Below are 20,730 nucleotides of genomic sequence, written 5' to 3' on the forward strand. Positions count from 1 at the left end.
CGCCCATGAAAAAGCTGATCTATTCCGGCGCCGGGCTGCTGCTGATCGCGGTCGCCTTCATCGCCTTCAACCTGCTGGCCGGTATCGGTCTGGGCGGTGCGCGCCTGGATCTGACCGAGCAGAAGCTCTACACCATCTCCGACGGCACCAAGCAGATCCTTTCTGAGTTGGACGAGCCGATCAACCTGTACTTCTTCTACTCGGACAAGGTGGCCAAGGACCTGCCGGCGCTGCGCACCTACGCCCAGCGCGTGGAGGAGATGCTCAAGGCCTACCAGGCGCAGGCGGGCGGCAAGATCCACCTGCATATCATCGACCCCGAGCCGTTCTCCGAGGACGAGGACAAGGCGGCGCAGTACGGCCTGCAGGCCATTCCGCTGCAGCAGGGCGGCGATTCGATCTACTTCGGCCTGGCCGGCACCAACGGTCTGGACGACACCCAGGTGATCCCGTTCTTCGCCCTGGATCAGGAGGAGCACCTCGAATACGAGCTGAGCCGTCTGGTGCAGACCCTGGCCAAACCGCAACTGCCGGTGGTTGGCGTGCTCTCCGGGCTGCCGATGACCGGCGGCTTCAACATGATGACGCAGCAGCCGACGCCGCCGTGGATGGTGCTGGAGCAGGTGCGCCAGTTGTTCCAGATCGAGAACCTCAAGCCTGATGTCGATCAGATTCCCGACAAGGTCTCGGTGCTGTGGCTGGTGCACCCGAAAAACCTGCCGCAGCAGACGCTCTATGCCATCGATCAGTTCGTGCTGCGTGGCGGCAAGCTGATGGTGTTCGTCGATCCCTATGCCGAAGCCGATATGGGGGGGATGCCGGGCGAGATGGCGGTGGACAAGTCGTCCGATCTCGAGCCGCTGTTCAAGGCCTGGGGCCTGCGCATGGTGCCGGACAAGGTGCTCGGCGACGGCTCCTATGCCATGTCGGTCAACCGTGGTCAGGGCCAGCGCCCGGTGCGCCACGCGGCCTGGTTGAACCTGCCGCGCAAGGCGCTGGATCAGAACGACATCGCCACCGCCGGGCTGGAGAACATCACCGTCGCTACCGCTGGCATCCTCGAACCTGTGGAAGGGGCGAAGACGCATTTCACCCCGCTGATCCAGAGCTCCGAATACGCCATGCCCTTCGACGCGCAGCGTTTCGCCATGCTCAGCAATCCGGAGGAACTGATCCGCGAGCTGGAGCCGACCGGCGAGCGTTACGCCATCGCCGCGCGCATCGACGGGCCGGCGCAGAGCGCTTTCCCCGATGGCATCGAGGGCCACAAGGACGGGCTCAAGCAGGCGGACAACATCAACGTCATCGCCGTGGCCGACACCGATATCCTCAGCGACCGCATGTGGGTGCAAGTGCAGGACTTCTTCGGCCAGCGCATGCCGCAACCCTGGGCGGACAACGGCAGCTTCACCGTCAACGCACTGGACAACCTGACCGGCTCCGACGCGCTGATCAGCGTGCGTTCGCGTGGTCGCTTCAGCCGTCCGTTCACCGTGGTGGATGAGTTGCAGCGCGCCGCCGAGCAGCGTTTCCGCGACAAGGAGCAGGCCCTGCAGGCGCGCCTCAGCGAGACCGAGCAGCAATTGGCCGCGCTGCAGCACAGCGATGATCCGAACAAGGCCCTGGAACTGACGCCGGAGCAGCAGAAGACGCTGCAGCGTTTCATCCAGCAGAAGCTGGAGATCCGCAAGGAGCTGCGCGACGTGCAATACCAGCTCAACGCCAATATCGAGGCGCTGGGGCGGACGTTGAAGATCATCAACATTGCCCTGGTGCCGGCGTTGCTGACCCTTGGTGTGTTGGCGCTGTGGTTGTGGCGCAGACGTCGTCGTGCGTGAGGCCAACACCAGTGGGTGGGGCTGAGGGCTCCACCTGTGGGAGGCGCTTGAGCGGCGACAGTCGCGGCTAAAGCCCTTCCCACGAACCGAGCGTAGGGTGGATGTCGCTTTTTACATCCACCGCAACGGTGGAACGGTGAAACGTGATCCACCCTACGCCGTATCCGAGTCATCAACAGTGAGACGAGTATGGGACGCAAAGGTCTGATCGCATTGATCGTCATCGTACTGTTTTGCGTTGCGGGCTACCTGGCCGTGCAACGCAATCAGCAACAAAGTACCGCGCAGCTCGAGCAGGCACCCTGGCTGGCCGCCGAGCAGGGCTACCTTGGCAATCTGCAGGCGCTGGTGATCGAATCGCACGGCCAGCCGCCGGTGCGTATCGAGCGCCATGGCGAGGCCTGGGTGGTGCCGGCCAAGGCCGATTATCCAGCGGCGCCACAGGTGCTGGCCGACCTGCTGCGCGGCTTGCGTGAGGCGCGCATCGTCGAGGCCAAGACCGCCAACCCGCAATGGCACGCGCGCCTGGGCCTGGCTGAGCAGGGCGAAGCTGACGAACAGGCGCAGCGCCTGACGCTGACATTCGACGGCCATCCGGATTTGCAACTGCGCCTGGGCAAGCTGTCGCAGCAGGCTGGCGGGCAACTGGTACGGCGCGCCGGAGAGGATCAGGTCTGGTTGATCGACCAGGCGCTGCAACTGCCGACTGCGGAGCTGGACTGGCTGGATCGGCGCATGACCGATATTCCCTTCCTCGATATCGCCCGCCTCGAACTGCGTCACGCCGATGGCCAAACACTGACCCTGACGCGCGCCGATGCCAAGCAGTACAACCTGTCCGTCGAGGAACTGGGCAAGGAGCAGAAACTCAGCTTTGAGGGCGCTGCCAATGGTGTGGCCACGCTGTTCTCCAACCTGCAGTTCGCCGACGCCGCGCCGCTGGCGCAGATTGGCTTCAAGCAGGCACCGGTGCTGCGCCTGAGCCTCAGTGGTTTTACCGGGCAGAAGCTCGAAGGCGCGCTGTACAAGCAGGGCGAGGGCTACTGGTTGGTGCTCGACAAGCACGAGGGCTTCAAGGCGGGCGAGGTGAATGCGCGCCCGGACTGGGCCTATCGGCTGACGCCGGAACAGGCGCAGCGGCTGATGAAGAAGTTGCGCGATCTGCTGGCCAAATCCTGAGAAAGCCTGGCAAAACACGCGAATCCGAGGGGCTTTTGCACCAGCCAAAAAAGCGCTTTTCAGCCGCAATTCATGCTTTATACTCGGCCTTCGGCTGCAGCAAGAACGCGAATCGCTTGACCTGCTCCATGCGCGATGCCGGGGGTGGCGAAGGCTGAGAAGAACGTCTTTACCGAGCCGTCAAAGCGCCTACGGGACAATAAAAAATCGCGAGTTTGGAGAAGTTGCTAATGGCAGAACGTGAGACCGGAACCGTCAAATGGTTCAATGATTCCAAGGGGTACGGGTTCATTCAGCGCGAAAGCGGCCCGGATGTGTTCGTTCACTATCGCGCCATCCGTGGTGACGGTCACCGCACGCTGATCGAAGGCGATAAGGTCGAGTTCGGCGTGACCCAGGGCCAGAAAGGCCTGCAGGCCGAAGACGTCTCCAAGCTCTGAGCCCCAGGCTCGATATGACAAGGCCCGTCACCGACGGGCCTTGTCGTTTCTGCAACGCGCACTTCGTAGGTCGGGTGCAACCCGCCAGAAAGCTCACGGCCTCATGGTTGTCGCTCGTGCGTAATCCGGGAAGTCCGGCGCCGGTTCCCGGATTGCATCCGGGCTACCCCCTGGATACGCCGTAGGGCGGGTGAAACCCGCCAAGAAAGCCCGCGCTCTAACAGCCCTGGACGCAACCCCGCGTAGGAGGATTCGCGGCGGGGCGCCGCTCCTACAGGTTTGGCGCTGGCGCGAAGCGGCTGCTTTTATTCGGTGCGCCAGACGATTTCGCTTTCACCGTCGGTATCGATCTTGATCCAGCGGTCGGCTTCTTCATCGCTCTCGTCTTCGACCCAGGTGCCCGGTGCGCAGCGAATCTGCACGCCGAGTGCGGCATGGGCGGCGCGGGCGCAGGCCAGGTCGTCGGCCCAGGGCGTGGCGTCGCTTTCCAGGTACAGGCTGTGCCATTTGCCCACGGCTTTCGGCAGCCAGGTCACTGGCACGTCGCCAGCGGTGCACTTGAAGGTCTGGCCTTTTTGCTGCCAGTCGGTGCACGGGCCGAGTGCCTCACCCAGCCACTGCGCCACGGCGTCACGTTCTGCGTCTTTCAGGTAGATCTCGATGTCGGGTTGGCGCATTAGGTTCATTCCTGAGTGTTGACGATCCAATCGTAGCGGATCGAAACGGTGACATCGAAGGGCGCGGCAATCACCGCCTCGCGGCGTTCGGCACTGGCGCGCCAGCCGTGTGGAGTCATGGCCAGCAGGTCGGCACGAGCCTGGGCGTCGGCCAGGTGCAGAGTGAACTCCAGGGTTTCACTGTGCGCCAGGTGCATGCCCGGCGGGATCAGTGCTAGGTGCTTCTCATCGTCATAGTCGCGTACTTCGTCGTACAGCTTCTGCCGCAGCTCCATCAGGTGCACGCGGGTCGGGCCCATGCGCAGCAGGCCGCCGCCGCGGGCGAGCAAACGCTGCGCTTCACCCCAATCCAGCGGGCTGAACACGCTGGCCAGCAGGTTGCAACTGGCATCGGCCAAGGGCACGCGGGCCATGCTTGCCACCAGCCAGCTCAGTTGTGGCGCGCGTTTGCAGGCGCGCTTGACCGCCTCGCGGGAGATGTCCAGGGCGTAGCCATCGGCGTGGGGCAGGGCGCGTGCGATCTGCTCGGTGTAATAGCCCTCGCCGCAGCCGATATCCACCCAGCGTGCTGGGGTGCGTTCGGCGGCGAGTTCCGCCAGGCGTTTGGCCAGCGGGGCGTAATGGCCGCCTTCGAGAAAGCGCCGCCGTGCCTCGACCATGGCGGCGTTGTCGCCAGGGTCGCGGCTGTTCTTGTGCTGCACCGGCAGCAGGTTGTAGTAACCCTGCCGCGCGCGGTCGAAGCTGTGGCGGTTGGCACAGGCCAGACCGCTGCCGCTTTGCTCGAGCGGCGTCTGGCAGATGGGGCAGATCAGCATGCGTAAAATCCGTGAATAGGCCGTCGCGAGCGCGCCGAGAGCAAGGCGGACGGAACGCAGCGACGAGACATATCGAATAGATAGGCGAGGAGCGAGTACCGCCCAACGCAGCTATCGGTGTGCGCAGCAGGCATATTCATGGATTTTCATGCGAGCAGTTTCACCAGGGTTTGGTAGTACACCTCGGTGAGCAGGTCGAGATCGCTGGCCAGCACGCGTTCGTTGATCTGGTGAATGGTGGCGTTGACCGGGCCAAGCTCGACCACCTGGGTACCCAGGGTAGCGATAAAGCGACCGTCGGAAGTACCGCCACTGGTCGACGGCGTGGTGTCGCGGCCGGTGACGTTCTTGATGCTGGCGGCCACTGCGTCGAGCAGGTCGCCCGGCTGGGTCAGGAAGGGCAGGCCGGACAGCGCCCACTCCAGGTGATAGTCCAGGCCATGCTTGTCGAGGATGGCGGTGACGCGCTGCTGCAGGCCCTCGACGGTGGATTCGGTGGAGAAGCGGAAGTTGAACACCGCCTTCAGCTCACCGGGGATGACGTTGGTCGCGCCGGTGCCGGAATTGAGGTTGGACACCTGGAAGCTGGTCGGCGGGAAGTAGTCGTTGCCGTGATCCCAGTGCTCGGCGGCCAGTTCGGCCAGCGCCGGGGCGGCCAGGTGAATCGGGTTCTTGGCCAGGTGCGGGTAGGCCACGTGGCCCTGCTTGCCGTACACGGTGAGGGTGCAGCCGAGTGAGCCGCGGCGGCCGTTCTTGACCACGTCACCGAGCAGGGTGGTACTCGACGGCTCGCCGACGATGCACCAGTCCATACGCTCGCCACGCTCGCGCAGGCGCTCGACTACCGCCTTGGTGCCATGCTGCGCCGGGCCTTCTTCGTCGCTGGTGATGAGGAAACTGATGGCGCCCTTGTGCTTCGGGTATTCGGCGACGAAACGCTCGACGGCGATGATCATGCTCGCCAGGCTGCCTTTCATGTCCGCCGCGCCGCGGCCGCAGAGCATGCCGTCTTCATCGACGCGCACGTCGAACGGCTGGTATTGCCAGGCGTCCAGCGGGCCGGTGGGCACCACGTCGGTGTGGCCGGCGAAGCACAGCACCGGGCCTTCGCCACCACGTTTGGCCCAGAAATTCTCCACCTCTTCGATGCGCATGCGCTCCACCTCGAAGCCGCAGGCGGCCAGACGGCGCATCATCAGTTCCTGGCAGCCTTCATCGACCGGGGTCACGGACGGGCGGCGGATCAGGTCGAAGGCGAGTTCCAGGGTCGGGGTGAGGGGGGCGGTCATGGCGGCTCCGGTACAGCGGCTGGCGTGAAAGCCGGCCATCTTAGCAGGCCCGGGCAGAAACTACCCAGCCACCGGCCGTCTGTCGGGCTTGGGTGGGGGCGGTGCTGTCCCTATAATGCGCGCCTTCCTGCAGGGGGTGAGATGAACACAGACGATCAGCGTTTCGGCGGCATTGCCCGGCTTTACGGCCAGGAGGGCTATCAGCGCCTGGCGGCTGCGCATGTGGCGGTGGTCGGTATTGGCGGCGTCGGCTCCTGGGTGGCCGAGGCGCTGGCGCGTTCCGGCGTCGGCGAGATTTCCCTGTTCGACCTCGATGACGTCTGCATCACCAACACCAACCGGCAGATCCAGGCGCTCGACGGCGCGGTGGGCAAGGCCAAGGTGGACGTGATGGCCGAACGTATCCGTGCCATCAATCCGAACTGCGTGGTACATGCGGTGGCCGATTTCGTCACCCGCGAGACCATGGCCGAGTACATCACCGAACAGCTCGACGGGGTGATCGACTGCATCGACAGCGTGCCGGCCAAGGCGGCGCTGATCGCCTGGTGCAAACGGCGCAAGATCCAGATCGTCACCACCGGCGGCGCGGGCGGGCAGATCGACCCGACCCAGGTGCAGGTCGCCGACCTGAACAAGACCTTCAATGATCCGCTGGCGGCCAAGGTGCGCTCCTTGCTGCGCCGCGACTATGGTTTTTCCCGCACGCCGGGGCGCAACTACAGCGTGCCCTGCGTGTTCTCCACCGAGCAATTGCGTTACCCCAAGCCCGACGGCAGCGTGTGCCAGGCCAAGGGCTTCGTCGGCGAGGGGGTACGCCTCGATTGTGCCGGTGGTTTCGGTGCGGTGATGATGGTCACTGCCACCTTCGCCATGGCCGCGACGGCCAAGTTGGTGGACAAGCTGGTTGCCGGGGCGCGTAGACCCTCCGAGCGCGCGGGCGTGCAGCCGCGTTGACACTATTAGCGCAGGGACGCTCTGACCTTATCAAGTCATTGAGGTGAGTTGTGCCGTACCTGTTTTCGCGCTGGTTAAGGATGCCGGTGCTGTTGATGGCCGCGTTGCTCCTGTCGGGCATGGTGGCCGTGCGAGCTGAGCAGCCGCTGCTGCGAGTCGGTACTGGTGACTGGGTGCCTTATGTCGATCAAGGTCGGCGCGATGGCGGTGCACTGGCGCGGCTGATCAGCGCGGTATTCGCCGAGGCTGGTTATCGCGTCGAGTTCGTTTTCCATCCCTGGGATCGCAATGTGCTGATGCTGCAAAAAGGCGAGCTGCAGGCGATCATGCCCTACAACTGCAGCCCAAGCCGGCTTGGCTATGGCATCTGCAGTGACCCGTTGGTGCGCGGTGAGGTGGTGCTGTTCCATCGTCGAGACATGACGTTCGATTGGCAGTCCATCGACGACCTTGCGCCTTATCGTATCGGCACCACGCTCGGTTATTCCTATGGGCCGGCCTTCGATGAAGCCGCGCAAAAGGGACGTCTACAAATCGAGCTGAGCGGCAAGGAGGACACCAGTTTTCGCTTGCTCGAACTCGGGCGCATCGATCTGCACCCGCAGGATCGTGCCGTTGGCTATGCCGCGTTGCGGCGTCTTTTTCCGGGCGACCCATTACAAACGATCACCCATCATCCGCACGAACTGAACAAGGAGCCGCTGCGCCTGCTGTTCCGCAAGGACGATGCAAGGAGCGCCAACTTGCTGCGTCAGTTCAATAGCAGCCTGCGTCATTTTGCCGAGCGCGGTGATTTACGCCGCCTGCAGGACGCCCTCAATAGTGGTAATGCTGACGACTGGCGGCCCAGCGGGCCGATTCAGGCTTCGCGAAACTAGCGGTCCAGGAGGCCTGAAATGCTCAACAACGATGTGCTGCGCAGTGTGCGTTACCTGCTGAATATCAGCGATGACACGCTGGAGTCGTTCTGCCGACTCGCCGATTACTCCGTCGAGCCTGGCTTGATCTCCGCCTGCCTGTTACGTGAGGACGAGCCCGGTTACCGTTCCTGCAGCGATGTGCTGCTGGCCCATGTGCTCGAAGGCCTGGTGTTTCACAAGCGCGGCAAGGACGACAGTCGACCGCGTATACCGGTGGAAAAGCGCCTGAGCAACAACCTTATCCTGAAGAAGTTGCGCGTGGCCTTCGAGCTACGTGATGACGACATCCAGGCAATCCTGCAGGCAGTCGATCTGCCGATGACCAAGGCCGAGCTGGGTGCTCTGTTCCGTGCGCCGGGGCACAAGCACTATCGCGAGTGCGGTGACCAGATTCTGCGCAACTTCCTGCGTGGGTTGACGTTGCGCGAGCGGGGCGCTGCAGCTTAACGCGCCAACTCGCGCATGCGTTGCAGCACGGCATTGAGCCCGTTGCTGCGTGAGGGGGAGAGCTGGCGCTGCAGGCCGAGCTGGTTGAACCAGTCAACCAGGTCGAGCGTCGTCAGTTCGGCATCGCTCAAACCCTCGACGCGTACCAGCAGCACCGCCAGCAAACCGCGCAGCAGGCGGGCATCGCTGCTGGCGCGAAAATGCGGGCGCTCGGCATGGCGCTCGGCAACCAGCCAGACCAGGCTTTCGCAGCCGTGCACGCGATTATCCTCGATCCGCTCGGCGTCGCTGAGTGGCGCCAGGCGCTCGCCCCATTGCATCAGCAGGCGCGCGCGCTGCTCCCAACCAGGGCAGGCGGCGAAGGCTTCCAGTGCTTCTTGAGCGGCGACTGACAGGCTCATGGCGAGAGACTCCCATGGCCTGTAGGAGCGGCTTCAGCCGCGAAGATCCATACGCGTTCTTTCGCGGCTGAAGCGGAATGCCGCCCAGCCGTTCCTGCGGAGAGCCGTTGCTGGTGTTTCATCGCAGCAGTTCCAGGGCATTGTCCAGGGCGGCGAAGAAGCGCTGCAGGTCGGCGCCATCGTTGTACAGCCCGAGCGATACGCGAGTCGCGCCGGCCAGGCCAAGGCGTTTTATCAACGGCATGGCGCAGTGATGCCCGGTGCGCACGGCAATGCCTTGCTCGCTGAGCAGGTGGGCCAGGTCGGCGTTATGCACACCTTCGACATGAAAACAGGCCAGCGCCAACTGCGGCTCGCCGAGCACCTGCACGCCTGGGCGGGCTTGCAGGCCGGCCAACAACTCGGCGTGCAACGCGGCTTCATGCGCGGCGGCGGCGGCCTGATCCAGCCTGCTCAACCAATCCAGCGCGGCGCCCAGGCCGATCACCGCGGATACCGCCGGGGTGCCCGCCTCGAAGCCTAGCGGGGCGGCGCGAAAGCGTGCGTCCTGATAGTCGGCATCGAACACCATCTCGCCGCCGAATTGCCAATGCTGCAGCTTCGCCAGCGCTTCGCTGCGGCCGTAGAGCAGGCCCACACCGTCCGGGCCGTAGAGCTTGTGTGCCGAGCAAACGTAGAAGTCGCAGCCCAGTGCCTGCACATCCGGCCTGGCGTGCACAGCGCCTTGCGCACCATCGATGACGGTCAGCGCGCCCTGCGCCTTGGCCTGGGCCAGCAAGGCGTCCACAGGTTGCCAGCGACCCAGCACGTTGGACAGCTGGGTGATTGCCAGCAGGCAGGTGGCCGGGCCGATCAGCCGGGCGGCCTCGTTGAGGTCGATGCTGCCGGCCTGATCCAGCGGCAGGATCACCAGTTCCAGGCCGCGCCGCTTGGCCAACTGTTGCCAGGGCAGCAGGTTGGCGTGGTGCTCGGCGGCACTGACGACGATCTGCCCGCCGGGTGGTAGCAGGTGCTCCAGGCCATAGGCGAGCAGGTTGAGCGATTCGGTGCTGCCGCGGGTGAAGACGATCTCGTCACTGCTGAGGGCGTTGAGCCATTGCGCGGCCTTGCTGCGCGTGGCCTCGAAAGCGCGGGTGGCGCGTTCACCCGGCAGGTGCTGGGCACGATGGACGTTGGCCACACCACCGGCCAGGTAGGCGAGCAGCGCGTCCAGCACCGCCTGGGGCTTCTGGGCGGTAGCGGCGCTGTCCAGATAGGTCTGGCCGTCGGCTTCGAGGGCACGGATGCCGGGGAACTCGGCGCGCCAGGGGGAGATCAGTGACATGGATGCTTCCAGAGATCATCCGGCGGTTAAAAGTTGGGTTTAACGTGTTGCGAGCGACGGCCAGACAAGGCGCGATAAGGCGAGGACGCGGAGTTTACTGGTGTAAATGAGCGTCCGAGCCTTATTGCAACGCAGTATGGGCTAGCGCAGCAGCGTTAAACCAACTTTTCAGTTGTGGGCGTGCAGGGCTTCGTTCAGTTCGATGGCCGACTTGTGGGTCTTGCACTCCACGGCGCCGGTCAGCGAGTTACGACGGAACAGCAGATCCGGCTGACCAGCCAGGTCACGCGCCTTGACCACCTTGACCAGGGCGTTGCCTTCGTCGAGCAGATTCACCTTGGTGCCAGCGGTGATGTAAAGACCGGCTTCGACAGTGTTGCGGTCGCCCAGCGGGATGCCGATACCGGCGTTGGCACCGATCAGGCAGCCTTCGCCGACGCTGATGACGATGTTGCCGCCACCGGACAGGGTGCCCATGGTCGAGCAGCCGCCGCCCAGATCCGAACCCTTGCCGACGAACACGCCAGCAGAGACGCGGCCTTCGATCATGCCCGGGCCTTCGGTGCCGGCGTTGAAGTTGGCGAAACCTTCGTGCATCACGGTGGTGCCTTCACCGATGTAGGCACCCAGGCGCACACGGGCGCTGTCGGCGATACGCACGCCAGCCGGCACTACGTAGTCGGTCATTTTCGGGAACTTGTCCACCGAGAACACTTCCAGCAGCTCGCCCTTCAGGCGTGCTTCCAGTTGGCGTTCGGCCAGTTCGGCGAGGTCGATCGCGCCCTGGCTGGTCCAGGCCACGTTGGGCAGCAGCGGGAAGATGCCGGCCAGGTTCAGGCCATGCGGCTTGACCAGGCGGTGCGACAGCAGGTGCAGCTTGAGGTAGGCCTCGGGGGTGCTGGTCAGTGCCGCGTCTTCAGCCAGGAAGGTGGCCACCAGCGGGTTACTGCTTTCGGCCAGGCGGGTCATCAGCGCAGCCTGAGCGGCGTCGATGCCCTTGAGGGCTTCGGCCAGGTCACGGGCCTGGGCATTGCTGAAGGCGATGGCCTGGTTGCCGCCTTGGTAGCCGAGAGTTTCGGCGGCCTTTGCCACCAGATCGGCTGCCGGATTGAGCAGGGGCAGGGCGTAGAAGACTTCCAGCCAGTTGCCTTGACGGTTCTGGGTGCCGACGCCGAAGGCGATGCTGAAGAGAGAGGTGCTCATCGATGGGATTCCTTGCAACAAATTCGGGAGTGATTGATCAGGCCAATGCCGCTTGATAGTGATCCGCCTTGAAGCCGACCAGGGTCTTGTCGCCCAGGTCGAGCACCGGGCGCTTGATCATCGAAGGCTGGGCCAGCATCAGGTCGATGGCCTTGGCCTGGTCGAGATCGGCTTTCTGCGCGTCATCCAGCTTGCGGAAGGTGGTGCCGGCACGGTTGAGGACGGTTTGCCAGCCATGCTCGTTGCACCATTTCTCCAGGTTCGCACGGTCGATTCCGGCGCTCTTGTAGTCGTGGAAGGCATAGGCGACACCGTGCTCGTCGAGCCAGGTGCGGGCCTTCTTCATGGTGTCACAGGCCTTGATGCCATACAGGACGTAACTCATGGTCTTCCTCTGATGAGTGGCGTGCCGGGATGTCCGGAAAAAACGGCCGGCCATTATGCCATGGCTCGTGGGCAGCGTCTTGGCACGAGGGTAACTGTCGGTTGCAGGCCGGCGAGGGCTAGAATGGCGCTCTAGCTCGCGCCTTCGATGGTTATCCCATGCAATTGCTCTACACCATTCTGATCATGCTGCTGGTGGTCAGTGGTACGCGTATCACCGCTCAATTCATTCCGTTGCCGCTGCCCCTGCTGCAGATACTGATCGGCGCGCTGTTGGCGATTCCGGTGCTGGGGCTGCATGTACGCCTCGACCCGGAACTGTTCCTGCTGCTGTTCATCCCGCCGTTGCTGTTCGTCGACGGCTGGCGCATGCCCAAGGGGCAATTTCGCCAGTTGCGCACGCCGATCCTGCTGCTGGCCTTCGCCCTGGTGTTCTTCACCATTCTCGTGGCCGGGCATTTCATTCACTGGTTGCTGCCGCAGGTGCCGCTGGCCGCCTGTTTCGCCCTGGCCGCCGTGCTGTCGCCGACCGATGCGGTGGCAGTATCGGCGATCACCCATGGGCGTCTGCCGAGCACATTGAACAACCTGTTGCAGGGTGAGGCGTTGATGAACGATGCCTCCGGCCTGGTAGCGTTCAAGTTCGCGGTGGCGGCGACGCTGACCGGCGCGTTCTCGATCACCGATGCCGGTGTGCAGTTCGTCCTGGTGGCGGTTGGCGGCCTGGCCATTGGCGTCGCGCTCAGCTACCTGCTGGGGCGTCTGCGCGCCTGGATGATTGCCCGTGGCTGGGAGGATCCGGCACCGCACGTTTTGCTGCTCCTGCTGCTGCCGTTCGCCGCCTACGTGGCCGCGGAGCATCTGGAGCTCTCCGGCATTCTCTCGGCCGTAGCGGCGGGGATGATGCAGAGCCGCCTCGATCTGCTGCCCAAACAAACCTCCACACGTCTGCTCAACCGCAGTGTGTGGGCGTTGCTGGAATTCACCTTCAATGGCCTGATCTTCCTGCTGCTCGGTCTGCAACTGCCCGACATCCTCGAGGCGGCGATTGGCGAACATACCGCGCCCTGGCAGTTCGCCTTGCAGGCGCTGGGTATGGTGGTGGCAATCTTCGCGGTGTTGATGCTGCTGCGCTTCGTCTGGGTGTATGGCTACTGGCGGGTGTCGGGGGCGTTGCGCCGGTTGCGCGGTGAGCCAACGCGTTTCGCCGGACAGTCACGGATCGCCCTGAGTGCGGTGCTGACCCTGGGCGGCGTGCGCGGTGCGGTGACCCTGGCGGGCGTCATGTCGTTGCCCTTGCTGCTCAACAATGGCCAGGCCTTCCCTGAGCGCGACCTGCTGATCCTGATTGCTGCCGGGGTGATCCTGCTGTCGTTGCTGGTGGCCAGCGTCGCCTTGCCGCGCATCCTGCCGCGCCTGCCGCAGGACAACGTGGCGCTGCACGAGCGTGAGCTCAATCGGCATCGCGCCGCCGTGCTGGAAGCGGCGATTCGTTATCTGGAGTCCGAGGATGAACGGGCTGCCGATGCCGAAGGGGCTATCGCCGCGGTCGAGGTGAAGGCTCGATTGATGAGCGAATACCGCGACTTGCTGGAACGCGCCCGTGGCGGCGACGAAGCGCATGAGCAGCAGCGCGAGACGGATCGCCTGGAGTACCGCCTGCGCTTGCAGGCCCTGCGTACCCAGCGTCTGGAGCTGTACCGCATGCGCCATGACAACGAGCTGGATGACGACCTGCTGGCCGAGATCCTGCGTGATCTGGATATTGCCGAGGCGCGCTTGCACAAGAGCTGAGGCGGTTCAGGCGTAGGGCGGATTCAGGCGCGCAGCTAACAATCTGCCGGGCCTTGCCTCAGTAGCGGGGGAGGGTGGCGGGTTGCACCCGCCCTACGGGTTCAGGCCCCTCCGCTCGCTTGATTGCTGTGGGAGGGGGCTTTAGCCGCGACTATAGACAGCTTCAGGCGCCGCGAATGAAATGGGCGATGCGCTCGGCTGCCTCGATGCACTCGGCCAGTGGTGCGACCAGCGCCATGCGCACGCGCCCGGCGCCCGGGTTGATGCCATTCACTTCGCGCGACAGGTAGGAGCCTGGCACCACGGTAACGTGCTCGGCAGCGAACAGCTCGCGGGTGAACTGCGCGTCGTCACCCGGCGTGCGGGCCCACAGATAGAAGCCGCCATCGGGGCGCTGCACGTCCATCACCGGGGCGAGGATCTTCAGCACCGCATCGAACTTCTCGCGGTACAGGTCGCGATTGGCGCGCACGTGCGCTTCGTCGTTCCAGGCCGCGACGCTGGCCAGCTGGGTTTGTACCGGCATGGCGCAGCCGTGGTAGGTGCGATAGAGCAGGAAGTGCTTGAGGATTTCGCCATCGCCGGCGACGAACCCCGAACGCAGACCCGGCAGGTTGGAGCGCTTGGACAGGCTGTGGAACACCACGCAGCGTTTGAAATCGCTGCGGCCCAGCTCGGCGCAGGCGCTGAGCAGGCCGGGCGGCGGGGCGTCTTCGTCGAAATACAGCTCGCTGTAGCACTCGTCGGCGGCGATGACGAAATCATGCTCGTCGGCCAGGGCGATCAGCTTCTTCAGGGTTTCCAGCGGGATCAGGGCGCCGGTCGGGTTGCCTGGCGAGCAGAGGAACAGAATCTGGCAGCGCTGCCAGACTTCAGCCGGCACCGCGTCGAAGTCCGGGTTGAAACCGTGGTCTTCCAGGCAGGGCAGGTAATGCGGCTCGGCGCCGGCGAGAAACGCTGCACCTTCGTAGATCTGGTAGAACGGATTGGGGCTGACCACCAGGCCCTTGGCATTACGGTCGACCACCGCCTGGGTAAAGGCGAACAGTGCCTCGCGCGTGCCGTTGACCGGCAGCACGTGGCGCGCGGCATCCAGCCAGCCAGTCGGTACGCCGAAGCGGCGTTCGCACCAGGCGCTGATGCTCTGACGCAGCTCGGGCAGGCCCAGGGTGGTGGGATACACCGCCAGCTTGTCGAGGTTGGCGGTCAGGGCCTGGCCGACGAAGTCCGGCGAACGGTGCTTGGGTTCACCGATCGACAGGGCGATGGGCGAGCGGTCGGCGGCAGGCTGCACACCGGCGAGCAGGGCGCGGAGTTTCTCGAACGGGTAGGGCTGCAACTGGGCGAGGGCGTGGTTCATGATGATCCGACGGGTCCTTTGTGAGGCGGCGACAAAGGCGGCGACACTAGCACGGGGAGTGCCCGGAGGAAAATTCCGCTGCTTGTCCGTTTTGCGTTCGTTTAGGTCGCAATGCTGATGCTGGGCGAGGTCAAGAAATGGTCATTGGCTGCCGATAGCCTGCGGGTATGACTTTTTTCTGACGAGGCTTCTCTCATGCGCACCCTGAAGTTCAGCCACAAGATCATGCTGGCTGCATCCCTGGTCGTCATCGCAGCCTTCGCCTCCTTTGCGCTGTACAACGACTATCTTCAACGCAATGCGATCCGTGATGGCCTGGCCAACTACCTGAACGACGTGGGGCTGGTCTCCACCGGTAACATCCAGAACTGGCTCGATGGGCGCATGCAACTGCTGGATAACCTCGCCGAGTCGGTGCAGGACGACAGCTCTTCCGAGGCGTTACGCAGGAATCTGCAGCATCGCAGCATTGCCTCGGCGTTCCTCTACGCCTACTTCGGCCAGGCCGATGGCACCTACACGCAGTTTCCCGCCAGTGAACTGCCGGCCGGTTACGATCCGCGCCAGCGTCCCTGGTACAAGAGCGCAATGGGCAGCAGTGGCCCGGGGCTGACGGCGCCCTACCTGGCAGCTGACCCGCGCGATGGCCTGTTGATCACCATCACCCGGCCGGTCAGCGCCGGTGGCAGCCTGCAGGGCGTGGTCGGTGGCGACCTCAAGCTGCAGACCATCGACGACATCCTCAATTCCTTCGATCTTGGCGGCATGGGCTACGCCTTCCTGGTCGATGATCAAGGCACGGTGCTGGTGCACCCGGACAAGAGTCTGGTGTTGAAGAAACTGCCGGATCTCTACCCAGGCACTGCACCGAAGCTGGTTTCCGAGTTGCAGAATGCGACAGCTGTCGATGGCAGTGCCCGTATCGTCACCTTCCTGCCGGTCAAGGGCCTGGCTGGTGTGCGCTGGTACGTCGGTCTGTCGGTGGACGAAGACAAGGCCTTCGCAGCGTTGCGCGAGTCGCGGCTATCGGCGTTGATGGCCACGGTCATCGGCGTGGTGACCATTTTCCTGCTGCTTGGCGTGCTGATCCGCATCCTGTTGCGCCCGTTGCATGTCATGAGTCAGGCCATGAGCGGCATCGCCGATGGCGAGGGTGACCTGACCCAGCGTTTGCAAAGCGACTCCGGTGATGAGTTCGGCGAGCTGGCCGGCGCCTTCAACCGCTTCGTCGAGCGGATTCACGAGTCGATTCGTGAAGTGGCTTCGGCCACGCGCGAGGTGCATGCGCGCGTCAGCACGGTGGTGCAGGCGTCCAATGCGTCGATGGGCAACTCCAGTGAGCAGGCGGCGCGTACCGACAGCGTCGCAGCCGCGATCAACGAACTAGGCGCTGCTGCCCAGGAAATCGCCCGCAACGCCGCCGATGCGTCGGTGCAGGCCAGCGATGCCCGGCGTGATGCCGAAGAAGGGCAAGGCATGGTGGAGCGCACCCTGAGCTCGATGAGCGAGTTGTCGGAGAAGATCCAGGCGGCCGGCCGGCATATCGAACAGCTCAGCGAGAAGAGCAACGACATCGGCCAGATTCTCGACGTGATCAAGGGTATTTCCGAGCAGACCAACCTGCTGGCGCTCAACGCGGCCATCGAAGCGGCGCGCGCCGGTGAGGCCGGACGTGGCTTTGCCGTGGTGGCCGACGAGGTGCGCAACCTGGCGCAGCGCACGCAGAGTTCGGCCCTGGAAATCCAGCAGATGATCGAGCAACTGCAGGTGGGCGCCCGTGATGCCGTATCGACCATGGCCGAAAGCCGGCGCTTCAGCGATGACAGCGTGCGCATTGGCGGTCAGGCCGGTGAGAACCTGCGCGGCGTGACTCACCGCATCGGTGAAATCGACGGCATGAACCAGTCTGTGGCCACGGCGACCGAGGAGCAGACCTCGGTGATCGAAAGCCTGAACATGGATATCACCGAGATCAACACGCTGAACCAGGATGGCGTGCGTAACCTGCAGGCCAGCCTTAGCGCCTGTACCGAGCTGGATCAGCAGGCCGGACGCCTGAAGCAACTGGTGGAGAGCTTCCGTATCTGACCGTCTCGCCTGCTGCGTTTGGTAGCGCGCAGCAGGCGGGAGCCATCAGAAGGTGATCTGCGCCGGGCTCGGTGTGCTGCTCGGCTCCGATAGCTTGGCGATGATGGTTTCCTGCAAGCGCGCGCACAGCTCCGGATCGGACAGTGGCTGGCCGTCCGCGTCGGTAACGAAGAATACGTCCTCGACCCGCTCGCCCAGGGTGGCGATCTTGGCGTTCTGCAGCGACAGGTCGTATTCGAGGAAGATCCGCCCGATGCGCGCCAGCAGGCCGGGACGATCCGGTGCCGTCAGCTCGAGGATGGTGACCGGGCGCTGGGCATCGTTGTGGATGGTCACCTGCGGGGCGAAGGCGAAATGCTTGAGCTGGCGCGGCACCCGGCGCTGGATGATGGTCGGGTAGTCGTCGGGGTTGCGCAGGGTGGTGATCAGGCCCTCGCGGATCTGCTGGATGCGCGCCGGGTTGTTGCCGATCGAGCTGCCGTCGGCATCGAGCACGATGTAGGTGTCCAGGGTGAACTGGCTGGTCGAGGTGATGATCCGCGCATCGTGAATGTTCAGGTTCAACTGGCTCATCGCGGCTACCGTCACGGCGAAGAAGTCATGCTGATCCGGCGCGTAGATGAAGATCTGCGTGCCGCCCTCGAACTCGCGTTGAGTGGTTTCCTTGATCAGTACCAGCGGGTCGCTGCCAGGCGGATGCTGGAGAATGGCCTCGGTGTGCCAGGCGACGTCGCTCGAGGTATGGCGCAGGAAGTAGTCGTCGCCGAGCTGGCTCCAGAGCTGCTCGGCATCGTCCTGGTCGATGCCGCTGCGCACCAGGATGTCGAGAGCGGCAATCTGTGTCTGGCGAATCTGTTCTTCACGATCCACCGGGTTTTCCAGGCCACGACGCAGCGCACGCTTGGTCTCGGTGTACAGCTGGCGCAGCAGGCTGGCGCGCCAGGAGTTCCACAGGCTGGGGTTGGTGGCGTTGATGTCGGCCACGGTCAGCACGTAGAGATAGTCCAGATGCGTCTGGTCGCCGACGAACTGGGCGAAGTCGTGGATCACCTGGGGATCGGAAAGATCCTTGCGCTGGGCGGTGGTGGACATGACCAGGTGGTGCTGCACCAGCCAGACGATCAGGGCGCTGTCCCAGGCCGGCAGATGGTGGCGGCGGGCGAAGGCCTCGGCGTCCACTGCGCCCAGCTCGGAATGATCGCCGCCACGGCCCTTGCCGATGTCGTGATAAAGACCGGCGAGGTAGATCAGTTCCGGCTTGGGCAGCTTGTCGATGAGCTTGCTGGCCAGTGGGAATTTCTCTGCCAGCTCCGGCCAGCGGAACTTGCGCAGGTGCTTGATCAGGTTGAGCGTGTGCGCATCGACGGTATAGATGTGGAACAGGTCGTGCTGCATCTGCCCGACGATATGGCCGAACTCCGGCAGATAGCGACCGAGGATGCCGTAGCGGTTCATCCGCCGCAGGTTGCGGTGGATGCCTTCCTTGCACTTGAACAGCTCGATGAACAGGCTGGTGTTGCGGATGTCCTTGCGGAAGTCGTCGTCGATCAGGTGGCGGCTGTCGCGCAGCAGGCGGATGGTGTCGGCGCGTACGCCCTTGATCTCCGTGTGCTGGGCCATCAGTACGAAGATCTCGATGATGGCGAACGGCGTGCGCTTGAAGATGTTGGGGTGAATCGCCTCGATATAGCCGTCACGCACCTGGAAGCGGCTGTTGAGCGGCGTTGCCTGGCTGCCTTCGCCGGCGCGCAGGATGACTTCCTCGAAGTGCTGGTTGATCAGATCCGACAGCTCGGAAATGCCCATCACCACGCGGTAGTACTTCTGCATGAAGTGTTCGATGCTGCGCTTGCCGTCGCCGTCCTGGTAGCCGAACAGGGCGGCGATGCGGGCCTGGTAGTCGAACAGCAGGCGATCCTCGGCGCGCCCGGCAAGCATGTGCAGGGCGTAGCGCACCTTCCACAGGAACTCCTGGCTGGAAGAGAGCAGGGCGTATTCGCTTTCCAGCAGGAAACCGTGGCTGACCAGCGCTTGCAGATTGAGCGTGCCGAACTGGCGGCGGGCGACCCAGAGCACGGTCTGGATGTCGCGCAGGCCACCGGGCGAGCCTTTGACGTTGGGTTCGAGGTTGTACTCGGTGTCGTTGTACTTGGCGTGGCGCGCTTTGCGCTCCTCGCGCTTGGCTTGATAGAAGTGCCTGCTCGGCCACATCTGTTCCGGGCTGGTGACCTGCTGCATGCGCTGGCGCAGGTGTTCGGGGCCGGCGATGGTGCGGCTTTCCATCAGGTTGGTGATCACCGTCAGGTCGGCGCGCGCTTCTTCGGCGCACTCGTCTACCGAGCGCACGCTCTGGCCGACTTCCAGGCCGATATCCCAGAGCAGGGTGAGAAAGCCCTCGATTGGCTCGCGGAAAACTTCCTGATCGCTGCTGCCGAGCAGGATCAGCAGGTCGATATCGGAGTAGGGGTGCAGCTCGCCGCGGCCATAGCCGCCCACGGCGAGCAGGGCGATGTCGGCATCTTCGCTCCAGGTGAAGCGTTTCCAGGCTTCCTGCAGGATCTGATCGACGAACCAGGCGCGATCCTCCACCAGGCGGCGAATTTCGCGCCCATCGCGATAGCGTGCATCCAGCACTTCATGCGCGCGGCGGATGGCTTTCTTGAACGCGGCGATGGGGCTGGATTTGAGGGCCAGCTCGGCCTGGAACTGGCCGCGGTCGAACAGTTCGGGATCCATCTGCGGCATGCAGAAGCCTTCCTTCTATCGGTGAGCCTGGGTTCAGGCGGAAGTGCGGGGCAGGGTGTCGTCGCTGCGCAGTGTCAGAATCTCGTAACCGTCAGCGGTAACCAGTACCGTGTGTTCCCACTGTGCGGAGAGCTTGCGATCCTTGGTGATGGCGGTCCAGCCGTCACCCAGCAGGCGGGTTTCCGGGCGGCCCTGGTTGATCATCGGCTCGATGGTGAAGGTCATACCTTCTTTCAGTTCCATGCCGGTGCCGGCTTTGCCGTAGTGCAGCACTTGCGGCTCTTCGTGGAATACCGCGCCGATGCCATGGCCGCAGTACTCGCGCACCACGGAGAAGCCGTTCTTCTCGGCGTGCTTCTGGATCACTTCACCGATATCGCCCAGGCGGGTGCCCGGCTTGACCAGTTCGATACCTTTATACATGCATTCCTGGGTGATCTTGGCCAGGCGCTCGGCCCATTCGGCGACCTTGCCGACCATGAACATCTTGCTGGTGTCGCCATGGTAGCCATCCTTGATCACGGTGATGTCGATGTTCAGTACATCGCCATCCTTCAGCGGCTTGTCATTGGGGATGCCGTGGCACACCACATGGTTGATCGAGGTGCAGATCGATTTGGGGAAGCCCCGGTAGTTGAGCGGCGCGGGAATGGCCTGCTGCACGTTGACGATATAGTCGTGGCAGATGCGATCCAGTTCTTCGGTGGTGACGCCGGGCTTGACGTGCTCGCCGATCATCTCCAACACCTCGGCGGCCAGGCGACCGGCGACGCGCATTTTCTCGATTTCTTCGGGGGATTTGATGGTGACGGTCATGGCAAGCTCTCGGGTGCATACAAATAAAGGCGGGTATCTTAGCAGCTACAGGC

The 20,730-nt window shown here is 63.9% G+C and carries 18 protein-coding genes and 1 pseudogene; 9 read left to right on the forward strand and 10 right to left on the reverse strand.

Annotated features, from left to right (window positions below; genetic code table 11):
* The first annotated feature begins 5 nt into the window (after positions 1–5).
* The 3 genes from ACODS1_RS13960 (at position 6) to ACODS1_RS13970 (ending at position 3,457) form a co-directional block, all read left to right on the forward strand.
* Positions 6–1,838, forward strand: a complete 1,833-nt coding sequence (locus ACODS1_RS13960) for a GldG family protein (protein ID WP_489086129.1) — start codon at positions 6–8, stop codon at positions 1,836–1,838.
* 189 nt (positions 1,839–2,027) lie between these two features.
* On the forward strand, positions 2,028–3,017 hold the full coding sequence (locus ACODS1_RS13965; RefSeq protein ID WP_489086130.1) for a DUF4340 domain-containing protein: 990 nt from the start codon (positions 2,028–2,030) through the stop codon (positions 3,015–3,017).
* A gap of 230 nt (positions 3,018–3,247) precedes the next feature.
* Positions 3,248–3,457: a cold-shock protein gene (locus ACODS1_RS13970; protein ID WP_322978442.1), complete on the forward strand. Its 210-nt coding sequence runs from the start codon at positions 3,248–3,250 to the stop codon at positions 3,455–3,457.
* A gap of 305 nt (positions 3,458–3,762) precedes the next feature.
* On the opposite strand, the gene ACODS1_RS13975 is transcribed toward ACODS1_RS13970, so the two are convergent.
* From ACODS1_RS13975 to dapE, 3 genes are all read right to left on the reverse strand, one after another.
* Entirely contained in the window at positions 3,763–4,134 is a 372-nt protein-coding gene (locus ACODS1_RS13975) for a hypothetical protein (RefSeq protein WP_489086131.1), read from the reverse strand.
* A gap of 5 nt (positions 4,135–4,139) precedes the next feature.
* Positions 4,140–4,949: a putative RNA methyltransferase gene (locus tag ACODS1_RS13980; RefSeq protein ID WP_489086132.1), complete on the reverse strand. Its 810-nt coding sequence runs from the start codon at positions 4,947–4,949 to the stop codon at positions 4,140–4,142.
* A 146-nt stretch (positions 4,950–5,095) separates the two neighbouring features.
* Positions 5,096–6,238 (reverse strand): succinyl-diaminopimelate desuccinylase, encoded by a 1,143-nt coding sequence (dapE, locus tag ACODS1_RS13985; RefSeq protein ID WP_489086133.1) that lies wholly within the window; start codon positions 6,236–6,238, stop codon positions 5,096–5,098.
* A gap of 141 nt (positions 6,239–6,379) precedes the next feature.
* On the opposite strand from dapE, the gene tcdA reads away from it, so the two are divergent.
* The 3 genes from tcdA to ACODS1_RS14000 all read left to right on the forward strand — a co-directional run bounded on the left by tcdA (position 6,380) and on the right by ACODS1_RS14000 (position 8,562).
* The gene (tcdA, locus tag ACODS1_RS13990; protein ID WP_322978438.1) at positions 6,380–7,195 is read left to right on the forward strand and encodes a tRNA cyclic N6-threonylcarbamoyladenosine(37) synthase TcdA; all 816 of its coding nucleotides are present in this window, start codon (positions 6,380–6,382) and stop codon (positions 7,193–7,195) included.
* Positions 7,196–7,290: 95 nt separating this feature from the next.
* Positions 7,291–8,073, forward strand: a complete 783-nt coding sequence (locus ACODS1_RS13995; RefSeq protein WP_489086134.1) for a substrate-binding periplasmic protein — start codon at positions 7,291–7,293, stop codon at positions 8,071–8,073.
* A gap of 18 nt (positions 8,074–8,091) precedes the next feature.
* Complete coding sequence (locus ACODS1_RS14000) at positions 8,092–8,562, forward strand: YehS family protein (protein WP_489086135.1); 471 nt, start codon at positions 8,092–8,094, stop codon at positions 8,560–8,562.
* Here ACODS1_RS14000 and ACODS1_RS14005 read toward each other — a convergent pair.
* The 4 genes from ACODS1_RS14005 to ACODS1_RS14020 all read right to left on the reverse strand — a co-directional run bounded on the left by ACODS1_RS14005 (position 8,559) and on the right by ACODS1_RS14020 (position 11,875).
* On the reverse strand, positions 8,559–8,963 hold the full coding sequence (locus ACODS1_RS14005; protein ID WP_489086136.1) for a SufE family protein: 405 nt from the start codon (positions 8,961–8,963) through the stop codon (positions 8,559–8,561). The two genes, ACODS1_RS14000 and ACODS1_RS14005, sit on opposite strands and share 4 nt — an antisense overlap.
* Positions 8,964–9,081: 118 nt before the next feature.
* Entirely contained in the window at positions 9,082–10,287 is a 1,206-nt protein-coding gene (locus ACODS1_RS14010; RefSeq protein WP_489086137.1) for an aminotransferase class V-fold PLP-dependent enzyme, read from the reverse strand.
* Positions 10,288–10,455: 168 nt separating this feature from the next.
* The gene (dapD, locus tag ACODS1_RS14015; protein ID WP_322978433.1) at positions 10,456–11,490 is read right to left on the reverse strand and encodes a 2,3,4,5-tetrahydropyridine-2,6-dicarboxylate N-succinyltransferase; all 1,035 of its coding nucleotides are present in this window, start codon (positions 11,488–11,490) and stop codon (positions 10,456–10,458) included.
* A gap of 37 nt (positions 11,491–11,527) precedes the next feature.
* Entirely contained in the window at positions 11,528–11,875 is a 348-nt protein-coding gene (locus tag ACODS1_RS14020) for an ArsC family reductase (RefSeq protein ID WP_322978432.1), read from the reverse strand.
* Between the two features lie 158 nt (positions 11,876–12,033).
* On the opposite strand from ACODS1_RS14020, the gene ACODS1_RS14025 reads away from it, so the two are divergent.
* Positions 12,034–13,668 carry a Na+/H+ antiporter gene (locus ACODS1_RS14025; RefSeq protein ID WP_489086138.1) on the forward strand — a complete coding sequence of 545 codons (1,635 nt, stop codon included), beginning with the start codon at positions 12,034–12,036 and terminating at the stop codon, positions 13,666–13,668.
* 163 nt (positions 13,669–13,831) lie between these two features.
* Here the strand turns inward: ACODS1_RS14025 and dapC are convergent, their stop codons facing one another.
* Entirely contained in the window at positions 13,832–15,028 is a 1,197-nt protein-coding gene (gene dapC / locus ACODS1_RS14030) for a succinyldiaminopimelate transaminase (RefSeq protein ID WP_489086139.1), read from the reverse strand.
* A gap of 225 nt (positions 15,029–15,253) precedes the next feature.
* On the opposite strand from dapC, the pseudogene ACODS1_RS14035 reads away from it, so the two are divergent.
* Together ACODS1_RS14035 and ACODS1_RS14040 are read left to right on the forward strand one after the other, a co-directional pair.
* Positions 15,254–16,261: pseudogene (locus tag ACODS1_RS14035) on the forward strand (cache domain-containing protein); the annotation flags it as partial.
* Between the two features lie 90 nt (positions 16,262–16,351).
* Positions 16,352–17,116 carry a methyl-accepting chemotaxis protein gene (locus ACODS1_RS14040; RefSeq protein WP_489086206.1) on the forward strand — a complete coding sequence of 255 codons (765 nt, stop codon included), beginning with the start codon at positions 16,352–16,354 and terminating at the stop codon, positions 17,114–17,116.
* A 45-nt stretch (positions 17,117–17,161) separates the two neighbouring features.
* Here the strand turns inward: ACODS1_RS14040 and ACODS1_RS14045 are convergent, their stop codons facing one another.
* Together ACODS1_RS14045 and map are read right to left on the reverse strand one after the other, a co-directional pair.
* Positions 17,162–19,861, reverse strand: a complete 2,700-nt coding sequence (locus tag ACODS1_RS14045) for a [protein-PII] uridylyltransferase (protein WP_489086140.1) — start codon at positions 19,859–19,861, stop codon at positions 17,162–17,164.
* 33 nt (positions 19,862–19,894) lie between these two features.
* Positions 19,895–20,677: a type I methionyl aminopeptidase gene (gene map, locus ACODS1_RS14050; RefSeq protein WP_322978427.1), complete on the reverse strand. Its 783-nt coding sequence runs from the start codon at positions 20,675–20,677 to the stop codon at positions 19,895–19,897.
* Positions 20,678–20,730 lie beyond the last annotated feature (53 nt).

This window comes from Pseudomonas sp. FG29, assembly GCF_057809355.1.

Bases quoted from the DNA above. Each gene is read 5' to 3' on its own strand.
- ACODS1_RS13960 (WP_489086129.1), top strand. From the start codon at position 6: ATGAAAAAGCTGATCTATTCCGGCGCCGGGCTGCTGCTGATCGCGGTC.
- ACODS1_RS13965 (WP_489086130.1), top strand. From the start codon at position 2,028: ATGGGACGCAAAGGTCTGATCGCATTGATCGTCATCGTACTGTTTTGC.
- ACODS1_RS13970 (WP_322978442.1), top strand. From the start codon at position 3,248: ATGGCAGAACGTGAGACCGGAACCGTCAAATGGTTCAATGATTCCAAG.
- ACODS1_RS13975 (WP_489086131.1), bottom strand. From the start codon at position 4,134: ATGCGCCAACCCGACATCGAGATCTACCTGAAAGACGCAGAACGTGAC.
- ACODS1_RS13980 (WP_489086132.1), bottom strand. From the start codon at position 4,949: ATGCTGATCTGCCCCATCTGCCAGACGCCGCTCGAGCAAAGCGGCAGC.
- dapE (WP_489086133.1), bottom strand. From the start codon at position 6,238: ATGACCGCCCCCCTCACCCCGACCCTGGAACTCGCCTTCGACCTGATC.
- tcdA (WP_322978438.1), top strand. From the start codon at position 6,380: ATGAACACAGACGATCAGCGTTTCGGCGGCATTGCCCGGCTTTACGGC.
- ACODS1_RS13995 (WP_489086134.1), top strand. From the start codon at position 7,291: ATGGCCGCGTTGCTCCTGTCGGGCATGGTGGCCGTGCGAGCTGAGCAG.
- ACODS1_RS14000 (WP_489086135.1), top strand. From the start codon at position 8,092: ATGCTCAACAACGATGTGCTGCGCAGTGTGCGTTACCTGCTGAATATC.
- ACODS1_RS14005 (WP_489086136.1), bottom strand. From the start codon at position 8,963: ATGAGCCTGTCAGTCGCCGCTCAAGAAGCACTGGAAGCCTTCGCCGCC.
- ACODS1_RS14010 (WP_489086137.1), bottom strand. From the start codon at position 10,287: ATGTCACTGATCTCCCCCTGGCGCGCCGAGTTCCCCGGCATCCGTGCC.
- dapD (WP_322978433.1), bottom strand. From the start codon at position 11,490: ATGAGCACCTCTCTCTTCAGCATCGCCTTCGGCGTCGGCACCCAGAAC.
- ACODS1_RS14020 (WP_322978432.1), bottom strand. From the start codon at position 11,875: ATGAGTTACGTCCTGTATGGCATCAAGGCCTGTGACACCATGAAGAAG.
- ACODS1_RS14025 (WP_489086138.1), top strand. From the start codon at position 12,034: ATGCAATTGCTCTACACCATTCTGATCATGCTGCTGGTGGTCAGTGGT.
- dapC (WP_489086139.1), bottom strand. From the start codon at position 15,028: ATGAACCACGCCCTCGCCCAGTTGCAGCCCTACCCGTTCGAGAAACTC.
- ACODS1_RS14040 (WP_489086206.1), top strand. From the start codon at position 16,352: ATGGGCAACTCCAGTGAGCAGGCGGCGCGTACCGACAGCGTCGCAGCC.
- ACODS1_RS14045 (WP_489086140.1), bottom strand. From the start codon at position 19,861: ATGCCGCAGATGGATCCCGAACTGTTCGACCGCGGCCAGTTCCAGGCC.
- map (WP_322978427.1), bottom strand. From the start codon at position 20,677: ATGACCGTCACCATCAAATCCCCCGAAGAAATCGAGAAAATGCGCGTC.